Source organism: Arthrobacter sp. 05L45_2, assembly GCF_056397525.1.
Genome location: NZ_JBFTNO010000053.1, coordinates 9857 through 25190, shown reverse-complemented (window position 1 = coordinate 25190; position 15334 = coordinate 9857). Strand labels below are relative to the sequence as shown.

Genomic DNA, 15334 nt, shown 5'->3' with positions numbered 1-15334 from the left:
ACCTCCGAGTCGGTGACTGAAGGACACCCTGACAAGATCTGTGACCAGATCAGCGATTCCATCCTTGACGCCCTGCTGGCCAAGGACCCCGAGTCCCGCGTGGCCGTGGAGACCCTGGCCACCACCGGCCTGGTCCACGTCGCCGGTGAAGTCACCACGGATGCTTACGTCGAGATCCCGCAGATCGTCCGGGAGACCATCCTCGGCATCGGCTACGACTCCTCGGCGAACGGATTCGACGGCGCCCGCTGCGGTGTCTCGGTGTCGATCGGCCAGCAGTCCAACGACATCGCCGGGGGCGTTTTCAACTCCCTCGAAGCGCGCGAAGGACGCCAGGAAGACGACTACGACCTGCAGGGCGCCGGCGACCAGGGCATTATGTTCGGCTACGCCAGCGACGAGACCCCGTCCTACATGCCGGTCCCGATCTGGCTCGCGCACCGCCTTTCCGAGCGGCTCACGGAGGTTCGCAAGTCCGGCCAGCTGGGCTACCTCCGCCCCGACGGCAAGACGCAGGTCACCGTGGGCTACGACGGCGACCGCCCGGTCTCGCTGGAAACCGTAGTAATTTCCAGCCAGCACGCCGAAGGCGCCAGCCTCGATCAGCTCCGCGCTGACCTCGCCGAGCACGTCGTCGACCCGGTGATGGCGCTCTCCAACCTGGACACCTCCCGCTCGCGCAACATCCTCAACCCGGCTGGCGCCTTTGTGATCGGCGGCCCCGTGGGCGACGCCGGCCTGACCGGCCGAAAGATCATCGTCGACACCTACGGCGGCATGGCCCGGCACGGCGGCGGTGCGTTCTCCGGCAAGGATCCGTCCAAGGTTGACCGCTCGGCCGCCTACGCCATGCGCTGGGTCGCCAAGAACGTGGTGGCGGCCGGCCTCGCGAAGCGGGCCGAAATCCAGATCGCCTACGCGATCGGCCAGGCCCGTCCGGTTGGAACCTACGTGGAGACGTTCGGCACCGAGACCGTCGACCCCGCGCAGATCAGCACGGCGATCGCCGAGATCTTCGACCTGCGCCCGCGGGCCATCATCGATGCCCTGGATCTCAAGCGCCCGATCTACGCCAAGACGGCCGCCCACGGCCACTTTGGCCGCGAGGATCCCGACTTCACGTGGGAGCGCCTCGACCGCGTGGATGACCTGAAGGCCTTCTTCAACGCCTAAGAGGCTCCGGTTCCGCTGAATGTCGTAGCTTTGTGATGTGCTGTAGCCAGGCCGCCAACCGGTGGCCTGGCTACAGTTCTTTGCCAGCAGTGCTGTGGCACCGGACCTTGACCACCCGCAACCAGCGATCGAAGGGAGACCGGTACCGTGGCTTCCACCCGTGGCAGCGCGACCGCCCAGGAAGAGCCCCTGCAGCTCTCCCTGCTGCAGGGCTTCCCTGCCTCTGCCGCTGCTGCCGGGCCGGCCCTGGCCGCGGAACTGCCGGTGGCCCGCGTCCTGCTCGAGTCCCCGCTGCCGCATCTCGACCGGCCCTTCGACTACAGCGTGCCGGCGGAGCTGGATGCCGCGGCCCGGCCCGGAGTCCGGGTCAAGGTCAAGTTCAGCGGCCAGGAACTCAGCGGGTACCTGCTTAAACGGGTAGCCGCCTCCGACGCCGGCCATACGCTGGTGCCCCTGCACAAGGTGGTCTCCCCGGTGCCGGTCCTCATTCCGGCCGTGGCCGAGCTTGCAGGGAGGGTTGCGGCGCGCTACGCCGGAACCGTCAGCGACGTGCTGCGTGTTGCCGTACCGCCGAGGATGGCCAAGCTTGAGAAAGAGTACGCCCCGGACGGTGTGCTGGACCCCGCACTGTTCGGCGCTGATGAGGCCACCGCGGCTCCTGCGGTGGCGGGGCACTCCAGCTGGGCGGACTATCACAACGGCCCCGCGTACCTTCAACACCTCGGCGCCGGGGAATCACCCAGGGCCGTGCTGAGTGTCCTGCAGGGGTTCGGCTCCAACAGCTGGCCCCGGATGATCGCCGAGGCCGTGGCTGCTGTCCGCCGGTCCGGCCGCGGTGCCGTGGTGGTGGTACCGGACTACCGGGACCTTGACCGCGTGGAGGCGGCGCTGCTCGAGCTTCTGCCCGCCGGTGACGTGGCACGGCTGACCGCCGACGACGGCCAGACGCCCAGGTACCGGAGCTTCCTGCGCCTGCTCAGTGGCGCCGCGGGCGTGGCCGTCGGCACCCGCTCTGCCGCCTACGCCCCGGTCCGCGAGTTGGGGCTAGTGGTGTGCTGGGACGACGGCGACGACCTCCACATCGAACAACGCGCACCCTACGCCCACGCCCGCGAGGTCCTCCTGCTCCGCGCAGCCCACGAGGGTGCCGCGTGCCTGCTGGCCGGGCACACCCGCAGCACTGAGACGCAGCGGCTGGTGGAATCCGGCTGGGCCAATGCCGTGGAGGCCGGCCGGTCCGTGCTGCGCCGGACAGTTCCCCGCGTCGTCAACACCGCGGACAGTTTTGAGCAGGAACGCGATCCGCTGGCCCGCATCGCCCGGCTCCCCGGGGCCGCCTGGCGGGCGGCAAAAGAAGGCCTCGAGCGCGGTCCGGTCCTGGTGCAGGTCGCCCGCGCCGGCTACGCGCCCTCCCTGGCATGTGAGCGCTGCCGCGAACCTGCCCGTTGCACCGCCTGCAGCGGCCCGCTCGCGATTGCCGGTCCGGCCGGCAGCGCAGCGGTACCCGTCTGCCGCTGGTGCTCTGCGGCGGCCCCCGAGTGGCGCTGCGTGCACTGCAACGGGGTCCGGCTGCGGCGTGGGGCCACCGGAGCCCTGCGGACAGCTGAGGAACTCGGCCGGGCCTTTCCCGGCAAACCCGTGATCACCTCATCCGGCGACCGTGTCCTGGCGGTCGTGCCCGATTCCAAGGCCCTCGTGGTCGCCACGGTGGGCGCGGAGCCGGTCGCACCCGGCGGGTACGCCGCGGCGCTGCTGCTCGACGGCGATTCGCTGCTGCGCCGGGAGAACCTGCGCGCGGGAGAGGACGCCGTCCGCCGCTGGTTCAACGCAGCGGCCTTGGTCCGGCCGGCCTCCGCAGGTGGCCTGGTGGTCATCACGGCCGAGGACGCGGCAGGGGTCGGGGCGTTGCTGCRCTGGGACCCCGCCGGATACGCCGGGCGCGAGTTGGCCCTGCGGCAGGAGCTGTCGCTTCCGCCGGCGGTGCGGATCGCGTCCGTCACCGGCGGCCGGACCGCCGTCGGGCACTTCACCCAGGCCGTTGAATCCGGGCTCGCCAAACAGGGGATTGTGCTGCGGACGGCCGGCCCCGCCCCGGTGCCCGGATCCGGCGCGGGCATGCCGGCGCCGGCCGGGGCAGGCCGGCCCGGGGGAGATGACGTCCGGACGCTGCTGTTTATCCCGTACGCCCAGGCCGCCGAGGTTACCAAAGCGCTGCGTGCCACGAAGGCAGCCGCCGCGGCCAAGCGCAGCGACGACCCCGTGCAGCTTCGGCTCGACGGTGTGGACGTGCTGTAGCGCCTGCGTCCAACGGTGGGGAACCACCCGCATCCGGCAACCACCAGGAGGTTCCATGCAGTACAAGCGTGTTGTGGATGAGGCGCTGCGGGATCTGTCGCTGGCGCATACCGCCGAAGAGGGACTCCAGGAGTGGATCGAATCCATCTGGCGTGCGGACCAGCGACCGCTGGCCGCCGACGTGTGGGTCTTCTCTCCGGACTTCCGCAGGATACTCGTTGTGGAGCATCGTTGGCGCGGGCTGGTGCCGCCCGGCGGAGAAGTCGAGGCGGGGGAGGCGCCGCGGGAGGCCGCCATCCGGGAGCTGGCAGAGGAAACAGGTCTGCGACCGGTTATTGCCGGCCGCCCGGCGCACGCCGCCCTCCGCTCCTACCACCGGGACCTGCCGGAAACTCTGAACGTGTCCTACTGGGCGACGGCGGACCCGGATGCGGAGCTGGTCCCGGAACCGGGCCAACCCGCGCTGTGGGTCGAAGTGGACTCGCCCTGGCGGACGTACCACGCCGACGACGCCGCGGTGATCTCACATTTCGCCGCCAGCCGTTTCGACGCTCGCCGTTTCGACGGTTCCGGGCCCACTCGACGTCCAGTCGCGTCCAACGGGCAGGGAACCGTCGAAGTGGCCGACGGGTGTGGGCTACCGCCGCTTGCGCCGCCGTAGTTCGACGGCCTCTTCGGCGGCAGCGAGCAGGTGCTGCGCGGAGGCGTCCCAGCTGAACTGCGACGCCCGCTGCACGGCCCGGGCGGACCGGTCCTTCCAAAGCGAGGGCTCCGCGAGTTCGCGGACCGCGGCTGCGAAGGCCGACGGCGACTCCGGATCGACGTAGCTGACAGCGTCCCCGCCCACTTCGCGGAAGATGGGGATGTCGCTGGCAATGACCGGTGTGCCGTGCGACATCGCCTCCACCAGGGGCAGGCCATACCCCTCGGCCCTGGAGAGGCTGACAAGTGCCGTGGTCCGGGCCAGCAGGGCCTCATACTCGGCGTCCGTCACCCCGTTGTGGAACACGACGTCGGCTCCCGCCGGCGTCAGCGCCTCCAGCTCGGTCCGGCGCTCCGGCGTGATCCGGCTCAGGAGATGCAGGGTCATGCCGGGCAGTTCCGCCATGCCGCGGACCATGGTTTCGACATTCTTGTACGGCATAAACGACCCCATGTAGAGCACCGTCCGGTCGGAGCCGGCGCCCGGATCACGCGGGGCCGGCACAGGCTGCGGAGCGTTGCCCACAATCCGGACCGGACGCTTGGTCAGGCGGTACTTGGCCATCAGCGCCTCGGTGGTGGCGCTAATGGTGGCGACGACGTCGGCCCTGTTCAGGAGGACCCGCTGCGGCCAGAACGCCTTGTGGTAGAGCCGCCACAGGACCCGGACGGGAGCAGGAAGGAAGCCCGGAGGGGCAGGGTGTTCATAGTAGATGAGGTCGTGCAGGGTCAGCACCAGCGCGTATTTCCGGCCCCAGGTGCCCATGGTCTGCATCGGGCAGACCACCACGTCCGCCCCGAGCGGGTTGATTTTGGCGGCCACGAACAGTTCGGCCGGGGACAGCGGGCTGTTGATCAGCGTGTAGGGGACGTCCGGCAGCAAGGCCAGCTGGCGGGTGTCACTGATCAGCATGGAGACATCGGCCACCTTAGCGGCAGCAGCGATGAGGCTTGAACCGTAGCGGCTGATGCCGTCGTGGTGGCCAATCCGGGTGAAGCGGGCGTCGATGAGGATTTTCACGCGGTGTGGTCCTTCAGGAAGCGGCGGATGAATTCCGCGGCGGGTTCCGGGGTCTCGTAGTGGATCAGGTGCCCGACGCCGGGAATGACCTCGAGGGTTCCGTCCGGCAGCAACGGCAACAGTTTGTACTGGTCGGGAAGGGTGGCGATCTCGTCCTTTTCGCCCGCCACCAGCAGGACGGGCAGGGTGAGCCGCGGCGCCACCTCGGCGACGTTGCTGCCGACAGAAGCCTTGAAGGCCTCAAGCAGGCTGTCCCGGTCCGCGAACGCCGAAAAGTACGCGCTGTGCTGGGCGTGGACGAACTCCCGCAGCGCCTTGTCCTTGGTCTTGGCCATGGTCTCGCTCATCACCCGGACTATCAGCTGGTTGCGCAGGAGCGCGTTCCCGAGCCTGCGCGGAAGCCGGGCCGCCGCCTCGTAATACAGCACGGCCGCCTTCGTCATCAGGCCCTTGGGGCCTTCCAGGGCGGGCGCGGCGATCGGATTGATGAGGATCAGTTCGGCGACGGCGCCGGGGTGGCTGGCCACGAAATGGCTGGCGATGATCGAACCGAAAGAATGGCCCAGGAGCACCGTGTCCGGCCCCAAGCCGAGGGCCGCCATAAAGTCGGCAACGAACCCGCCATAGCCGGCGACGCTGTGCCCCCCGGCACCGAAAGCACCCGATGCGCCGAACCCGGGCAGGTCGGGCATGATGAGGCGCATCCCGTGCAACTGGTCCACCACCCGCAGCAGGCCGTGGTGGTCGCCGCGGAAGCCATGGATGACGAGGATTGTCCGGGTCTCTGGCGATACGTGGGCCGGTTCGTAGCTCCAGTACGCCACCCGGGTGCCGTTGAGGTCGACGGCCGAGGCACTGGTGCGTGAATCAAGTTCCGCGCTGAGCAGTGGACGCGGGGGAGAGGGCTCGGTGGCCACGTGTTCCATTCGTTCGGATCCTAGTTGACGTTGTCAGGGTTCGAGCCGGTGCGGAACCCGCGCTCCAGTCCGGCGAGGACATCCAGGTCGGTGGTGCTGAGGCTGAAGCCGAAGATGTCGTGGTTCTCGCGGATCCGGGCGTAGGAGCTCGCCTTGGGAATGACCACGTTGCCCAGTTCCAGGTGCCAGCGCAGGATGATCTGCGCGGCGCTGCGGCCGTGCGCCTCAGCAAGCTGCAGGACCACCGGGTCCTCGAGGAGCTGTCCGCGGCCCAGCGGACTCCAGGCTTCGGTGGTGATGCCCAGGGAGGCGTGAAGGGCCCGCAGTTCGGCCTGCTGGAGCCACGGATGCAGCTCGATCTGGTTCACGGCCGGCACCACCTCTGCCGACTGCAGCAGCCGGTCCAGGTGCGCGGGCTGGAAGTTCGACACCCCGATGGCGCGGACCCTGCCCTCGCGGTACAGCGTTTCGAGGGCGCGGTAGCTCTCGGTGAAGAGCCCGCGCTGGGCGCACGGCCAGTGGATCAGGTACAGGTCGATGTATTCGAGTCCCAGCTTGGCGATGGACGTGTCGAAGGCCCGGAGTGTCGCGTCGTAGCCTTGGTCGTCGTTCCAGAGTTTGGTGGTGACGAAGATGTCCTCGCGGGCCAGGGCGGGGTGCAGTTCGCCGGAGCCCCCGGCCGAGCCGTCGAACGCGGAGAGGGCCCCGATGGCCTTTCCCACGCCGGTCTCATTCCCGTACATCGCGGCTGTGTCGACGTGCCGGTAGCCGGCCTCCAGCGCCATCGTGACCAGTCCGGCGGCGTCGGCCGGCGGTACCTTGTAGAGGCCGAACCCGAGGCGGTCCATCATCACGCCATTGTTCAAGGTCAGCCGGGGGGAGATTCGCATACCCCGACTCTACCCAGTCCGGCGCCCGGGACGGTGCTGCTGGGGGACGGCAACGCCGTCAGGCCAGGCCCTCGGAACTGACCAGTCGCCGGGCACTGGCCTCGTCCAGTATCAGGTCGGTGGCGAGGCCCGCGGCGAGCGCGCCCCGCAGTCCGTTGATCTTGGAGGCCCCGGACACCACGCAGATCCGGCGCCGGACCTGCCGCAGCTGGGCCAGGTCCGGCCCGGTGGACCTTTCGTTGAGCGTAATACCGTCGGAGGAGCCGTCGGCGCGGAAGAAGACGGTTGCGACGTCGCCGACGACGTCGGAACCTGCCAGGACGCTGAGATCGTCCTCGTCCAGGTAGCCGCCGGCGTACACATGGCTGGGGTAATCGGCGTCGACCGATCCGACGCCGAAAATGGCGATGCTCATCCGGGACTGCAGTTGCAGGATCCGCTGCACACTGCGCTCATTCCACATGGCCTTCTTGGTCTCGGCATGGTCAAAGAAGGCCGGCACGGGGAACTGCTCCACCCGGGCACCGTAGGCGCTGCCGAAGCGCCGCATGATGTCCGAGGCGTAGGTGATGCCGGTGGTCTGCATGTTCCCGGCACCGTTGAGCTGGACGATGATGCTGTCATGGGTGATCTTCCGAGTCAGGTGCCGGCTGACTGCGCTCAGCGTGGAGCCCCACGCGACCCCGATGATGGCGTTCGAGTCCACCAGCGGCCCGATGGTCCGGGCCGCCTGCATGGCCACCCGGTCCAGGGTTTCGGCTTCGTTGAGCGTGTCGACCACCGGAACCACGTGGACGTCCACCTTGTATTCGGCCCGGATCATGCTGGCAAGTTCGGGTCCGGTGTCCAGCGGGCTGCGGATCTGGATCTGCACCAGCCCCGACTCCCGGGCCGCTGAGAGCAGCCGCGAGACGGTCGACCGGGAGGTCCGCAACTCCCTGGCGATGGCGTCCATCGTGAGGTCCTGGAGGTAATAAAGCTGGGCGGCCCGGAGTGCATCGGACGGGCGTGTTGGCGACATGATGATTCCGATCTGCACGTTTGTGCATAGTGCTTGACTCCATTTTCCATTAGTCCAAACAATAGTGATGAACGACGGCGTGCCCTATCGGCGCGTCGCACAGCACCAATCCCTAGGGAGCAGTTTTGGGAAACAAGGTTTCATCCGGCCATCCGGCGTCGAGCGCACCCCGCACATCCGTGCAGGGGCTGCGAAACAGGCCCCACGCGCAAGTGCTGATCATCGGCGGCGGCATCAACGGAGTCGGAACCTTCCGTGACTTGGCGCTCCAGGGCGTCGACGTCGCACTCGTTGAACGCGGCKACTTCTGCCAGGGCGCCAGCGGCGCCTCCTCGCACATGATCCACGGTGGTATCCGGTACCTCGAGAACGGCGAATTCCGGCTGGTCCAGGAGTCCGTGGTGGAACGCAACCGCCTCCTGAAGATCGCCCCGCACTACGTCAAACCGCTGCAGACCACCATCCCGATCTTCAGCACCTTCTCCGGCATCCTCGCCGCGCCGCTGCGGTTCCTGACCCACAAACAGCAGGGTGCGCCCAAGGAGCGCGGCGCCTTCCTGATCAAGCTTGGCCTGAGCATGTACGACTCCTTCTCCCGCGACGGCGGGACCGTTCCGCGCCACCAGTTCCGCGGACGCAAGCGTGCCCTGGCGGAGCTGCCCCGGCTGCACCGCGGCATCAAATACGCCGCGACCTACTTCGACGCTTCCGTGCACAACCCGGAGCGGCTCACCCTCGATGTCCTGCAGGACGGCGAGAAGGTCGGCGAAGCGGGCGGCAACGGAGCCCGCGCCAGCAACTATCTCTCGCTCGTCTCCATGGACGGCGCATCCGCCGGCGGAAAAGCAGGCACCGTCCAGCTCCGCGACGAACTGACCGGCGAGGTCTTCGACTTCAGCGCCGACGTCGTGGTCAACACCACCGGCGCCTGGGTGGACCTGACCAACCAGGCCATGGGTTCCGCGTCCGCCTTTATGGGCGGCACCAAGGGCTCCCACATTGTCCTGGACCACCCCGAGCTGCTGGAGGCCTGCCAGGGCCGCGAGATCTTCTTCGAACACACCGACGGCCGGATCGTCCTGATCTACCCGATGGGTGACAGGGTCCTCGTCGGCACCACCGACATCGACGCCGATCCCGCCGAGGACGCCGTGTGCACCGAGGCTGAGATCGACTACTTCTTCGACCTCATTGGCCACGTCTTCCCGGACGTCGCCGTGAACCGTGAACAGATCGTCTACAGCTTCTCCGGAGTCCGCCCCCTGCCCCGGCACGACGCCACGCAGCCGGGATTCGTCAGCCGCGACTACCGGATCGAACGCCGCGGCGGAGCCGGCAAGTCAGGCGCGGAAACCCCGGTCGTGCTCAGCCTGGTGGGCGGCAAGTGGACCACGTTCCGTGCCCTCGCCGAGCACCTGAGCAACGACGTACTCGCCGAACTCGGCCTGGAGCGGAAAGTCTCGACGGCGAAGCTCCCCATCGGCGGCGGTGCCGGCTTCCCGGAGACCGATGACGGCGTCCAGCGCTGGATCAAGTCCCACATGGCCGCCGGCCGCGACGCGGACCGCACCGCCGGCCTGCTGACCCGCTACGGCACACGCGCCGTGGACGTTATGGCCTATCTTGACGCCGGACAGGACCGGGCCTTGCACTCCACCCGGGAACTGAGCGTCCGTGAATTGGAGTTCATGGCCCACAACGAGCAGGTCGGCCACCTGATCGACGTCCTGGTCCGCCGCACCTCACTGGCATTCCGCGGGCTGGTGACCGGCGAACTCCTCAATGAGGTGGCCGGAATCCTGGCCGGACCGCTGGGCTGGGATGCGCAAAAGCGCAGCGCCGAGATCAACCACGCCCAGGAGGTGCTGCGGCGGAAYCACGGCGTCCAGGTCCACAGCCTGGTCGCCTAAGAGCTTGTGCGACCGGACGGGTTTGTCCGGGAGCAAAGACTGCGGCTCCTTCCGGGGCGTCGCAGTGGCCGGCCGGCAGCGCGAAACCGCTGCCGGCCCAACGGCCCTTCAAACTCGCGAAGGGCTGACAACAGAAAATAGAGGAGTCAAAGATGTCTCTTGGAATAGTTTTCCTGTCCGAAGTATTCGGCACCGCAATGCTGACCCTGCTGGGTTGCGGCGTTGTGGCCAACGTTGCGCTCAAAGGCACCAAGGGCAACAACGGCGGGTTCCTGATGGTCACGTGGGGATGGGGCATTGCTGTCTTCTGCGGTGTCTTCGTTGCCGCCAAGTCCGGAGCGCACCTAAACCCGGCCGTCACCTTCGGCCTGCTGCTCAACGGCAAGAAGGAATACGCCCCCGGTGTCGCGGTGGACTTTGGTTCCACCCTGACCTACTTCGGCGGTGAACTGCTTGGTGCCTTCCTCGGCGCCGTCGTGATGTGGCTGGCCCACAAGCAGCACTTCGACGCCGAACCCGAGCCCGCCAGCAAGCTCGGCGTGTTCTCCACCGGCCCGGCCATCCGCTCCACCCCCTGGAACCTGATCACCGAGATCATCGGCACCTTCGTCCTCGTTTTCGTCATCCTGACGTTCGGCGGGACCCCCTCGGGACTTGGCCCGCTGGCAGTCGCCCTGCTCGTTGTCGGTATCGGTGTCTCCCTCGGTGGCCCCACCGGCTACGCCATCAACCCTGCCCGTGACCTCGGTCCGCGCATCGCCCACGCGCTGCTGCCCATCAAGGGCAAGGGCGCGTCGGACTGGAGCTACTCCTGGATCCCGGTCGTCGGCCCGCTCGTTGGCGGCGGACTCGCCGGCATCGTCGCAGCCATCGTGCCGATCATCGCCACTGCGGCCGCGTAGCCCCGCCGATCCAACCGTATTAGCCCGCTCGAATCGCATCACTTCAACCGTCAGGCCCACAAGACAAGGACGTCAGCATGAACCAGTATGTAATTGCCATTGACCAGGGAACCACGAGCACCCGTGCCATTGTGTTCGACCACAGCGGCAACATCGTTTCCTCCGGCCAGATGGAGCACGAGCAGATCTTCCCGCAGGCAGGCTGGGTTGAGCATGACCCCGCGGAGATCTGGAACAACACCCGCGAGGTCATCGCCTCGGCGCTGTCCAAGGCCAACCTCACCCGCCACGACATCGCCGCCGTCGGCATCACCAACCAGCGTGAGACCGCGGTGGTCTGGGACAAGACCACCGGCAAGGCCGTCTACAACGCGATCGTCTGGCAGGACACCCGCACACAGTCGATCGTTGACGAACTTGCCAAGGACGGCGGGCCGGAGCGCTTCAAGCAGAAGGTGGGCCTGCCGCTGGCGACCTACTTCTCCGGCACCAAGATCAAGTGGATCCTGGACAACGTCGAGGGCGCCCGCGCCAAGGCCGAGGCCGGGGACCTTGTCTTCGGCAACACCGACTGCTGGGTGCTCTGGAACCTGACCGGCGGTACCGACGGCGGCGTGCACGTAACCGATGTCACAAACGCCTCGAGGACCATGTTCATGGACCTTGAAACGCTGTCCTGGGACCAGGAAATCCTGGATGCCTTCGGTGTCCCGGCCTCGATGATGCCGGCCATCAAGTCCTCCTCCGAGGTCTACGGCAATGTCCACACCTCCCAGCTGCTGCGTGAGGTTCCGGTCGCCGGCATCCTCGGCGACCAGCAGGCGGCCACCTTCGGCCAGGCGGCGTTCGATACCGGCGAGGCGAAGAACACCTACGGCACGGGCTGCTTCCTGATCTTCAACACCGGTGAGGAAATCGTCCACTCCAAGAACGGCCTGCTCACCACCGTCGGCTACAAGCTCGGCGACGCCAAGCCGCACTACGCCCTGGAAGGCTCGATCGCTGTCACCGGTTCGCTGGTGCAGTGGCTGCGCGACAACCTCGGCATGATCGGCAGCGCCCCGGAGGTCGAGACCCTGGCCGCCTCCGTCGAAGACAACGGCGGCGTGTACATCGTTCCGGCGTTCTCCGGCCTCTTCGCACCGTACTGGCGTTCCGACGCCCGCGGCGCGATTGTCGGGCTGACCCGCTTCGTGAACAAGAACCACATCGCCCGCGCGGCCCTGGAGGCCACGGCCTTCCAGACCCGCGAGGTCCTCGACGCCGTGAATGCGGACTCGGGGGTTCCGCTCACGGAGCTGAAGGTCGACGGCGGTATGGTCGCCAACGACGCCCTGATGCAGTTCCAGGCCGACATCCTCGGTGTGCCGGTGATCCGGCCGAAGGTCGTCGAGACCACCTCCCTGGGTGCGGCCTACGCGGCCGGCCTGGCCGTCGGGTTCTGGAAGGATCTGGGCGAGTGCTCGGCCAACTGGTCCGAGGACAAGCGCTGGGAGCCGCAGATGGATCAGGCCGAGCGTGACCGCCAGATGCGTCTGTGGAAGAAGGCCGTCACCAAGTCCATGGAGTGGGTCGACGAAGACGTGAAGTAGGCCACAGCTCTGACGAGGGAGGCCGCACCCGCCCCGCCCGCTTCGCGGTGCCCACCACACCCTGGCGGGGTGCGGCCTCCCTCTTCTCAGCGTTCCGATCCAGCCGCTCGTGGCGACTTACCTTGGGGGCGGCGGGCTTTGCGCTAAAGTAGTCGTATGCGTGCGATCCTCCTGCTTAGTTAGCCGCCCGGCATCCCGACGAACAGCCGGATTGCCGAGCGGCAGCCCCTCCGTGTCGAGGGGCTTTTGTGTGTCCGGGGCAATTACCGGGCAGCAGCAGGGGACCTGGGATCAGGCAGGACAGTCCTGATCCGACAAGATCGAAAGAACAGAAGAGGCCAGCAGTGAGCGTTCAGCCGGAGACAGAGACCGGAACAGCAGCAGCCATCGCAAGCGAAGGCCCCGAGGAGGGCGCCTACAGCTTCGCAGCCATGGAGGCCAAGTGGCCGCAGGTCTGGGAGGACCTCAAGGTCTTCACGCCGCTGGATGACGGGTCGAAGGAACGCCGCTACGTGCTGGACATGTTCCCGTACCCCTCCGGTGACCTGCACATGGGCCACGCCGAAGCGTTCGCGATGGGCGACGTCGTCGCCCGCTACCTGCGCCAGCAGGGCTACGACGTGCTGCACCCGATCGGCTGGGACTCGTTCGGCCTGCCGGCCGAGAACGCCGCCATCAAACGCAACGCGCACCCCAGCGAGTGGACCTACGCGAACATCGACACCCAGGCGGCGTCTTTCAAGCGCTACGCCATCTCCGCCGACTGGTCCCGCCGGCTGCACACCTCCGACGCCGCGTACTACCGCTGGACCCAGTGGCTCTTCAAGCGGTTCTACGACCGCGGCCTGGCCTACCGCAAGAACTCGCCGGTCAACTGGTGCCCCAAGGACCAGACCGTGCTGGCCAACGAACAGGTCGTCAACGGCGCCTGCGAACGGTGCGGGACCGCCGTGACCAAGAAATCGCTGAACCAGTGGTACTTCAAGATCACGGACTACGCGGACCGCCTGCTCGATGACATGGACGAACTGCGCGGCCACTGGCCCGAGCGCGTGCTGGCCATGCAGAAAAACTGGATCGGCCGTTCCGAGGGTGCGCACGTCAATTTCGTCATCGAAGCCGACGCCGGCAAGCCCGCCAAGGACGTCACCGTCTTCACCACCCGTCCGGACACCCTGTACGGCGCGACGTTCTTCGTGGTCGCCGCGGACGCCCCGCTCGCCGTCGAGCTGGTCACCGACGAGCACGCCGCAGCCCTGGACGCCTACCGCGAACAGGTCAAGGCGCTGTCCGAAATCGAACGGCAGTCGACCGAACGGGAGAAGACCGGCGTCTTCACCGGCCGGTACGCCACCAACCCGCTGAACGGCGAAAAGCTGCCCGTCTGGGCCGCCGACTACGTGCTGGCGGACTACGGCACCGGCGCCATCATGGCCGTGCCGGCCCACGACCAGCGCGACCTCGACTTCGCCAAGACGTTCGACCTGCCCGTCCGGGCGGTGCTGGACACCGGCGAGGAGGACCCTGCCGTCTCCGGCACGGCGACCTCCGGCGAGGGCACCCTGATCAATTCCGGCGCGCTGGATGGCCTGCCCAAGGCCGAGGCCATCCCGGCCGCCATCGAGATCCTGGCCCAGCAAGGAACGGGCGAGAAATTCGTGAACTTCCGCCTGCGCGACTGGCTGCTGAGCCGCCAGCGCTTCTGGGGAACCCCTATCCCGATCATCCACTGCCCGTCCTGCGGCGAAGTGCCGGTCCCGGATGACCAGCTCCCGGTCACCCTGCCCGAGGACCTGCGCGGCGAGGACCTGTCCCCGAAGGGCACCTCCCCGCTGGCCGCCGCCGAGGCCTGGGTCAACGTCGAATGCCCCACCTGCCACGGCCCGGCGAAACGGGACACGGACACCATGGACACCTTCGTGGATTCGTCCTGGTACTTCCTGCGCTTCGTTTCCCCGGACTACACCGAGGGACCATTCGACCCGGCCAAGATCAACGACTGGATGCCCGTGGGGCAGTACGTCGGCGGTGTGGAGCACGCCATCCTGCACCTGCTGTACGCACGCTTCTTCACGAAGGTCATCCACGACCTCGGACTGATCGAAGCCGACGAACCCTTCCGTGCCCTGCTCAACCAGGGCCAGGTTCTCAACGGCGGCAAAGCCATGAGCAAGTCCCTGGGCAACGGTGTGGACCTGGGTGAACAGCTGGACAAGTACGGCGTCGACGCCGTGCGCCTGACCATGATCTTCGCCTCCCCGCCGGAGGACGACGTCGACTGGGCCGACGTATCGCCGTCGGGCTCCGCGAAGTTCCTCGCCCGCGCCTGGCGGCTCGGCCAGGACGTTACGAGCGCACCCGGCGTCGACTTCTCCACCGGCGACCGGGCCCTGCGCACGGTCACCCACCGCACCATCGCCGACGCGCAGGCCCTGCTCGACCACAACAAATTCAACGTGGTGGTTGCCAAGCTCATGGAGCTGGTGAACGCGACCCGCAAAACTATCGACGCTGCAGGGGGCGCCGGCGGTGCGGATCCGGCGGTCCGCGAGGCTGTGGAAGCTGTTGCCGTCATCCTGAGCCTCTTCGCCCCGTACACGGCCGAGGACCTCTGGAACGTGCTGGGACACCCGGCGTCCGTCGCCAACGCCGGCTGGCCCACGCATGACGAGGCCCTGCTGGTGCAGGACTCTGTCACCGCCGTCGTCCAGGTCCAGGGCAAGGTGCGTGACCGGCTGGAGGTTTCGCCGGACATCACCGAGGACGAACTGCGCGAACTGGCCCTGGCGTCCGAGAACGTCCAGCGCGCGATGGACGGACGGGGAATCCGCACGGTTATTGTCCGGGCCCCTAAACTGGTCAACATCGTCCCGGCCTAGCCGGGCAGGCCATTTTCGATCCGGCCGCCGGC

At 67.7% G+C, this 15334-nt stretch carries 11 protein-coding genes; 7 read left to right on the top strand and 4 right to left on the bottom strand.

Going from position 1 to position 15334, the window contains the following annotated elements:
* From metK to AC1DHD_RS06390, 3 genes are all read left to right on the top strand, one after another.
* On the top strand, positions 1-1173 hold a 1173-nt coding region (gene metK, locus AC1DHD_RS06400), incomplete at its 5' end, for a methionine adenosyltransferase (protein WP_476878913.1).
* A 147-nt stretch (positions 1174-1320) separates the two neighbouring features.
* Complete coding sequence (locus AC1DHD_RS06395; RefSeq protein WP_476878912.1) at positions 1321-3468, top strand: primosomal protein N'; 2148 nt, start codon at positions 1321-1323, stop codon at positions 3466-3468.
* Between the two features lie 55 nt (positions 3469-3523).
* Positions 3524-4129, top strand: coding sequence for an NUDIX domain-containing protein (locus AC1DHD_RS06390; RefSeq protein ID WP_476878911.1), 606 nt, complete (start codon positions 3524-3526; stop codon positions 4127-4129).
* Here AC1DHD_RS06390 and AC1DHD_RS06385 read toward each other — a convergent pair.
* From AC1DHD_RS06385 to AC1DHD_RS06370, 4 genes are read right to left on the bottom strand one after another with little or no spacing between them, the layout of a single operon-like run.
* Entirely contained in the window at positions 4106-5191 is a 1086-nt protein-coding gene (locus tag AC1DHD_RS06385; RefSeq protein WP_476878910.1) for a glycosyltransferase family 4 protein, read from the bottom strand. The genes AC1DHD_RS06390 and AC1DHD_RS06385 overlap by 24 nt on opposite strands.
* On the bottom strand, positions 5188-6117 hold the full coding sequence (locus AC1DHD_RS06380) for an alpha/beta fold hydrolase (RefSeq protein WP_476878909.1): 930 nt from the start codon (positions 6115-6117) through the stop codon (positions 5188-5190). The genes AC1DHD_RS06385 and AC1DHD_RS06380 overlap by 4 nt, the downstream gene beginning before the upstream one ends.
* An 11-nt stretch (positions 6118-6128) precedes the next feature.
* Positions 6129-6998 carry an aldo/keto reductase gene (locus tag AC1DHD_RS06375; protein ID WP_476878908.1) on the bottom strand — a complete coding sequence of 290 codons (870 nt, stop codon included), beginning with the start codon at positions 6996-6998 and terminating at the stop codon, positions 6129-6131.
* Between the two features lie 58 nt (positions 6999-7056).
* Complete coding sequence (locus tag AC1DHD_RS06370) at positions 7057-8019, bottom strand: sugar-binding transcriptional regulator (RefSeq protein ID WP_476878907.1); 963 nt, start codon at positions 8017-8019, stop codon at positions 7057-7059.
* Positions 8020-8144: 125 nt separating this feature from the next.
* Between AC1DHD_RS06370 and AC1DHD_RS06365 the strand changes: the two genes are divergently transcribed.
* From AC1DHD_RS06365 to leuS, 4 genes are all read left to right on the top strand, one after another.
* Complete coding sequence (locus AC1DHD_RS06365; protein ID WP_476878906.1) at positions 8145-9929, top strand: glycerol-3-phosphate dehydrogenase/oxidase; 1785 nt, start codon at positions 8145-8147, stop codon at positions 9927-9929.
* A 152-nt stretch (positions 9930-10081) separates the two neighbouring features.
* Positions 10082-10831, top strand: coding sequence for an MIP/aquaporin family protein (locus AC1DHD_RS06360; RefSeq protein WP_476878905.1), 750 nt, complete (start codon positions 10082-10084; stop codon positions 10829-10831).
* Positions 10832-10908: 77 nt separating this feature from the next.
* The gene (gene glpK, locus AC1DHD_RS06355; protein WP_476878904.1) at positions 10909-12423 is read left to right on the top strand and encodes a glycerol kinase GlpK; all 1515 of its coding nucleotides are present in this window, start codon (positions 10909-10911) and stop codon (positions 12421-12423) included.
* A gap of 344 nt (positions 12424-12767) precedes the next feature.
* Positions 12768-15302, top strand: coding sequence for a leucine--tRNA ligase (leuS, locus tag AC1DHD_RS06350; protein ID WP_476878903.1), 2535 nt, complete (start codon positions 12768-12770; stop codon positions 15300-15302).
* The last annotated feature ends 32 nt before the right edge of the window (positions 15303-15334 follow it).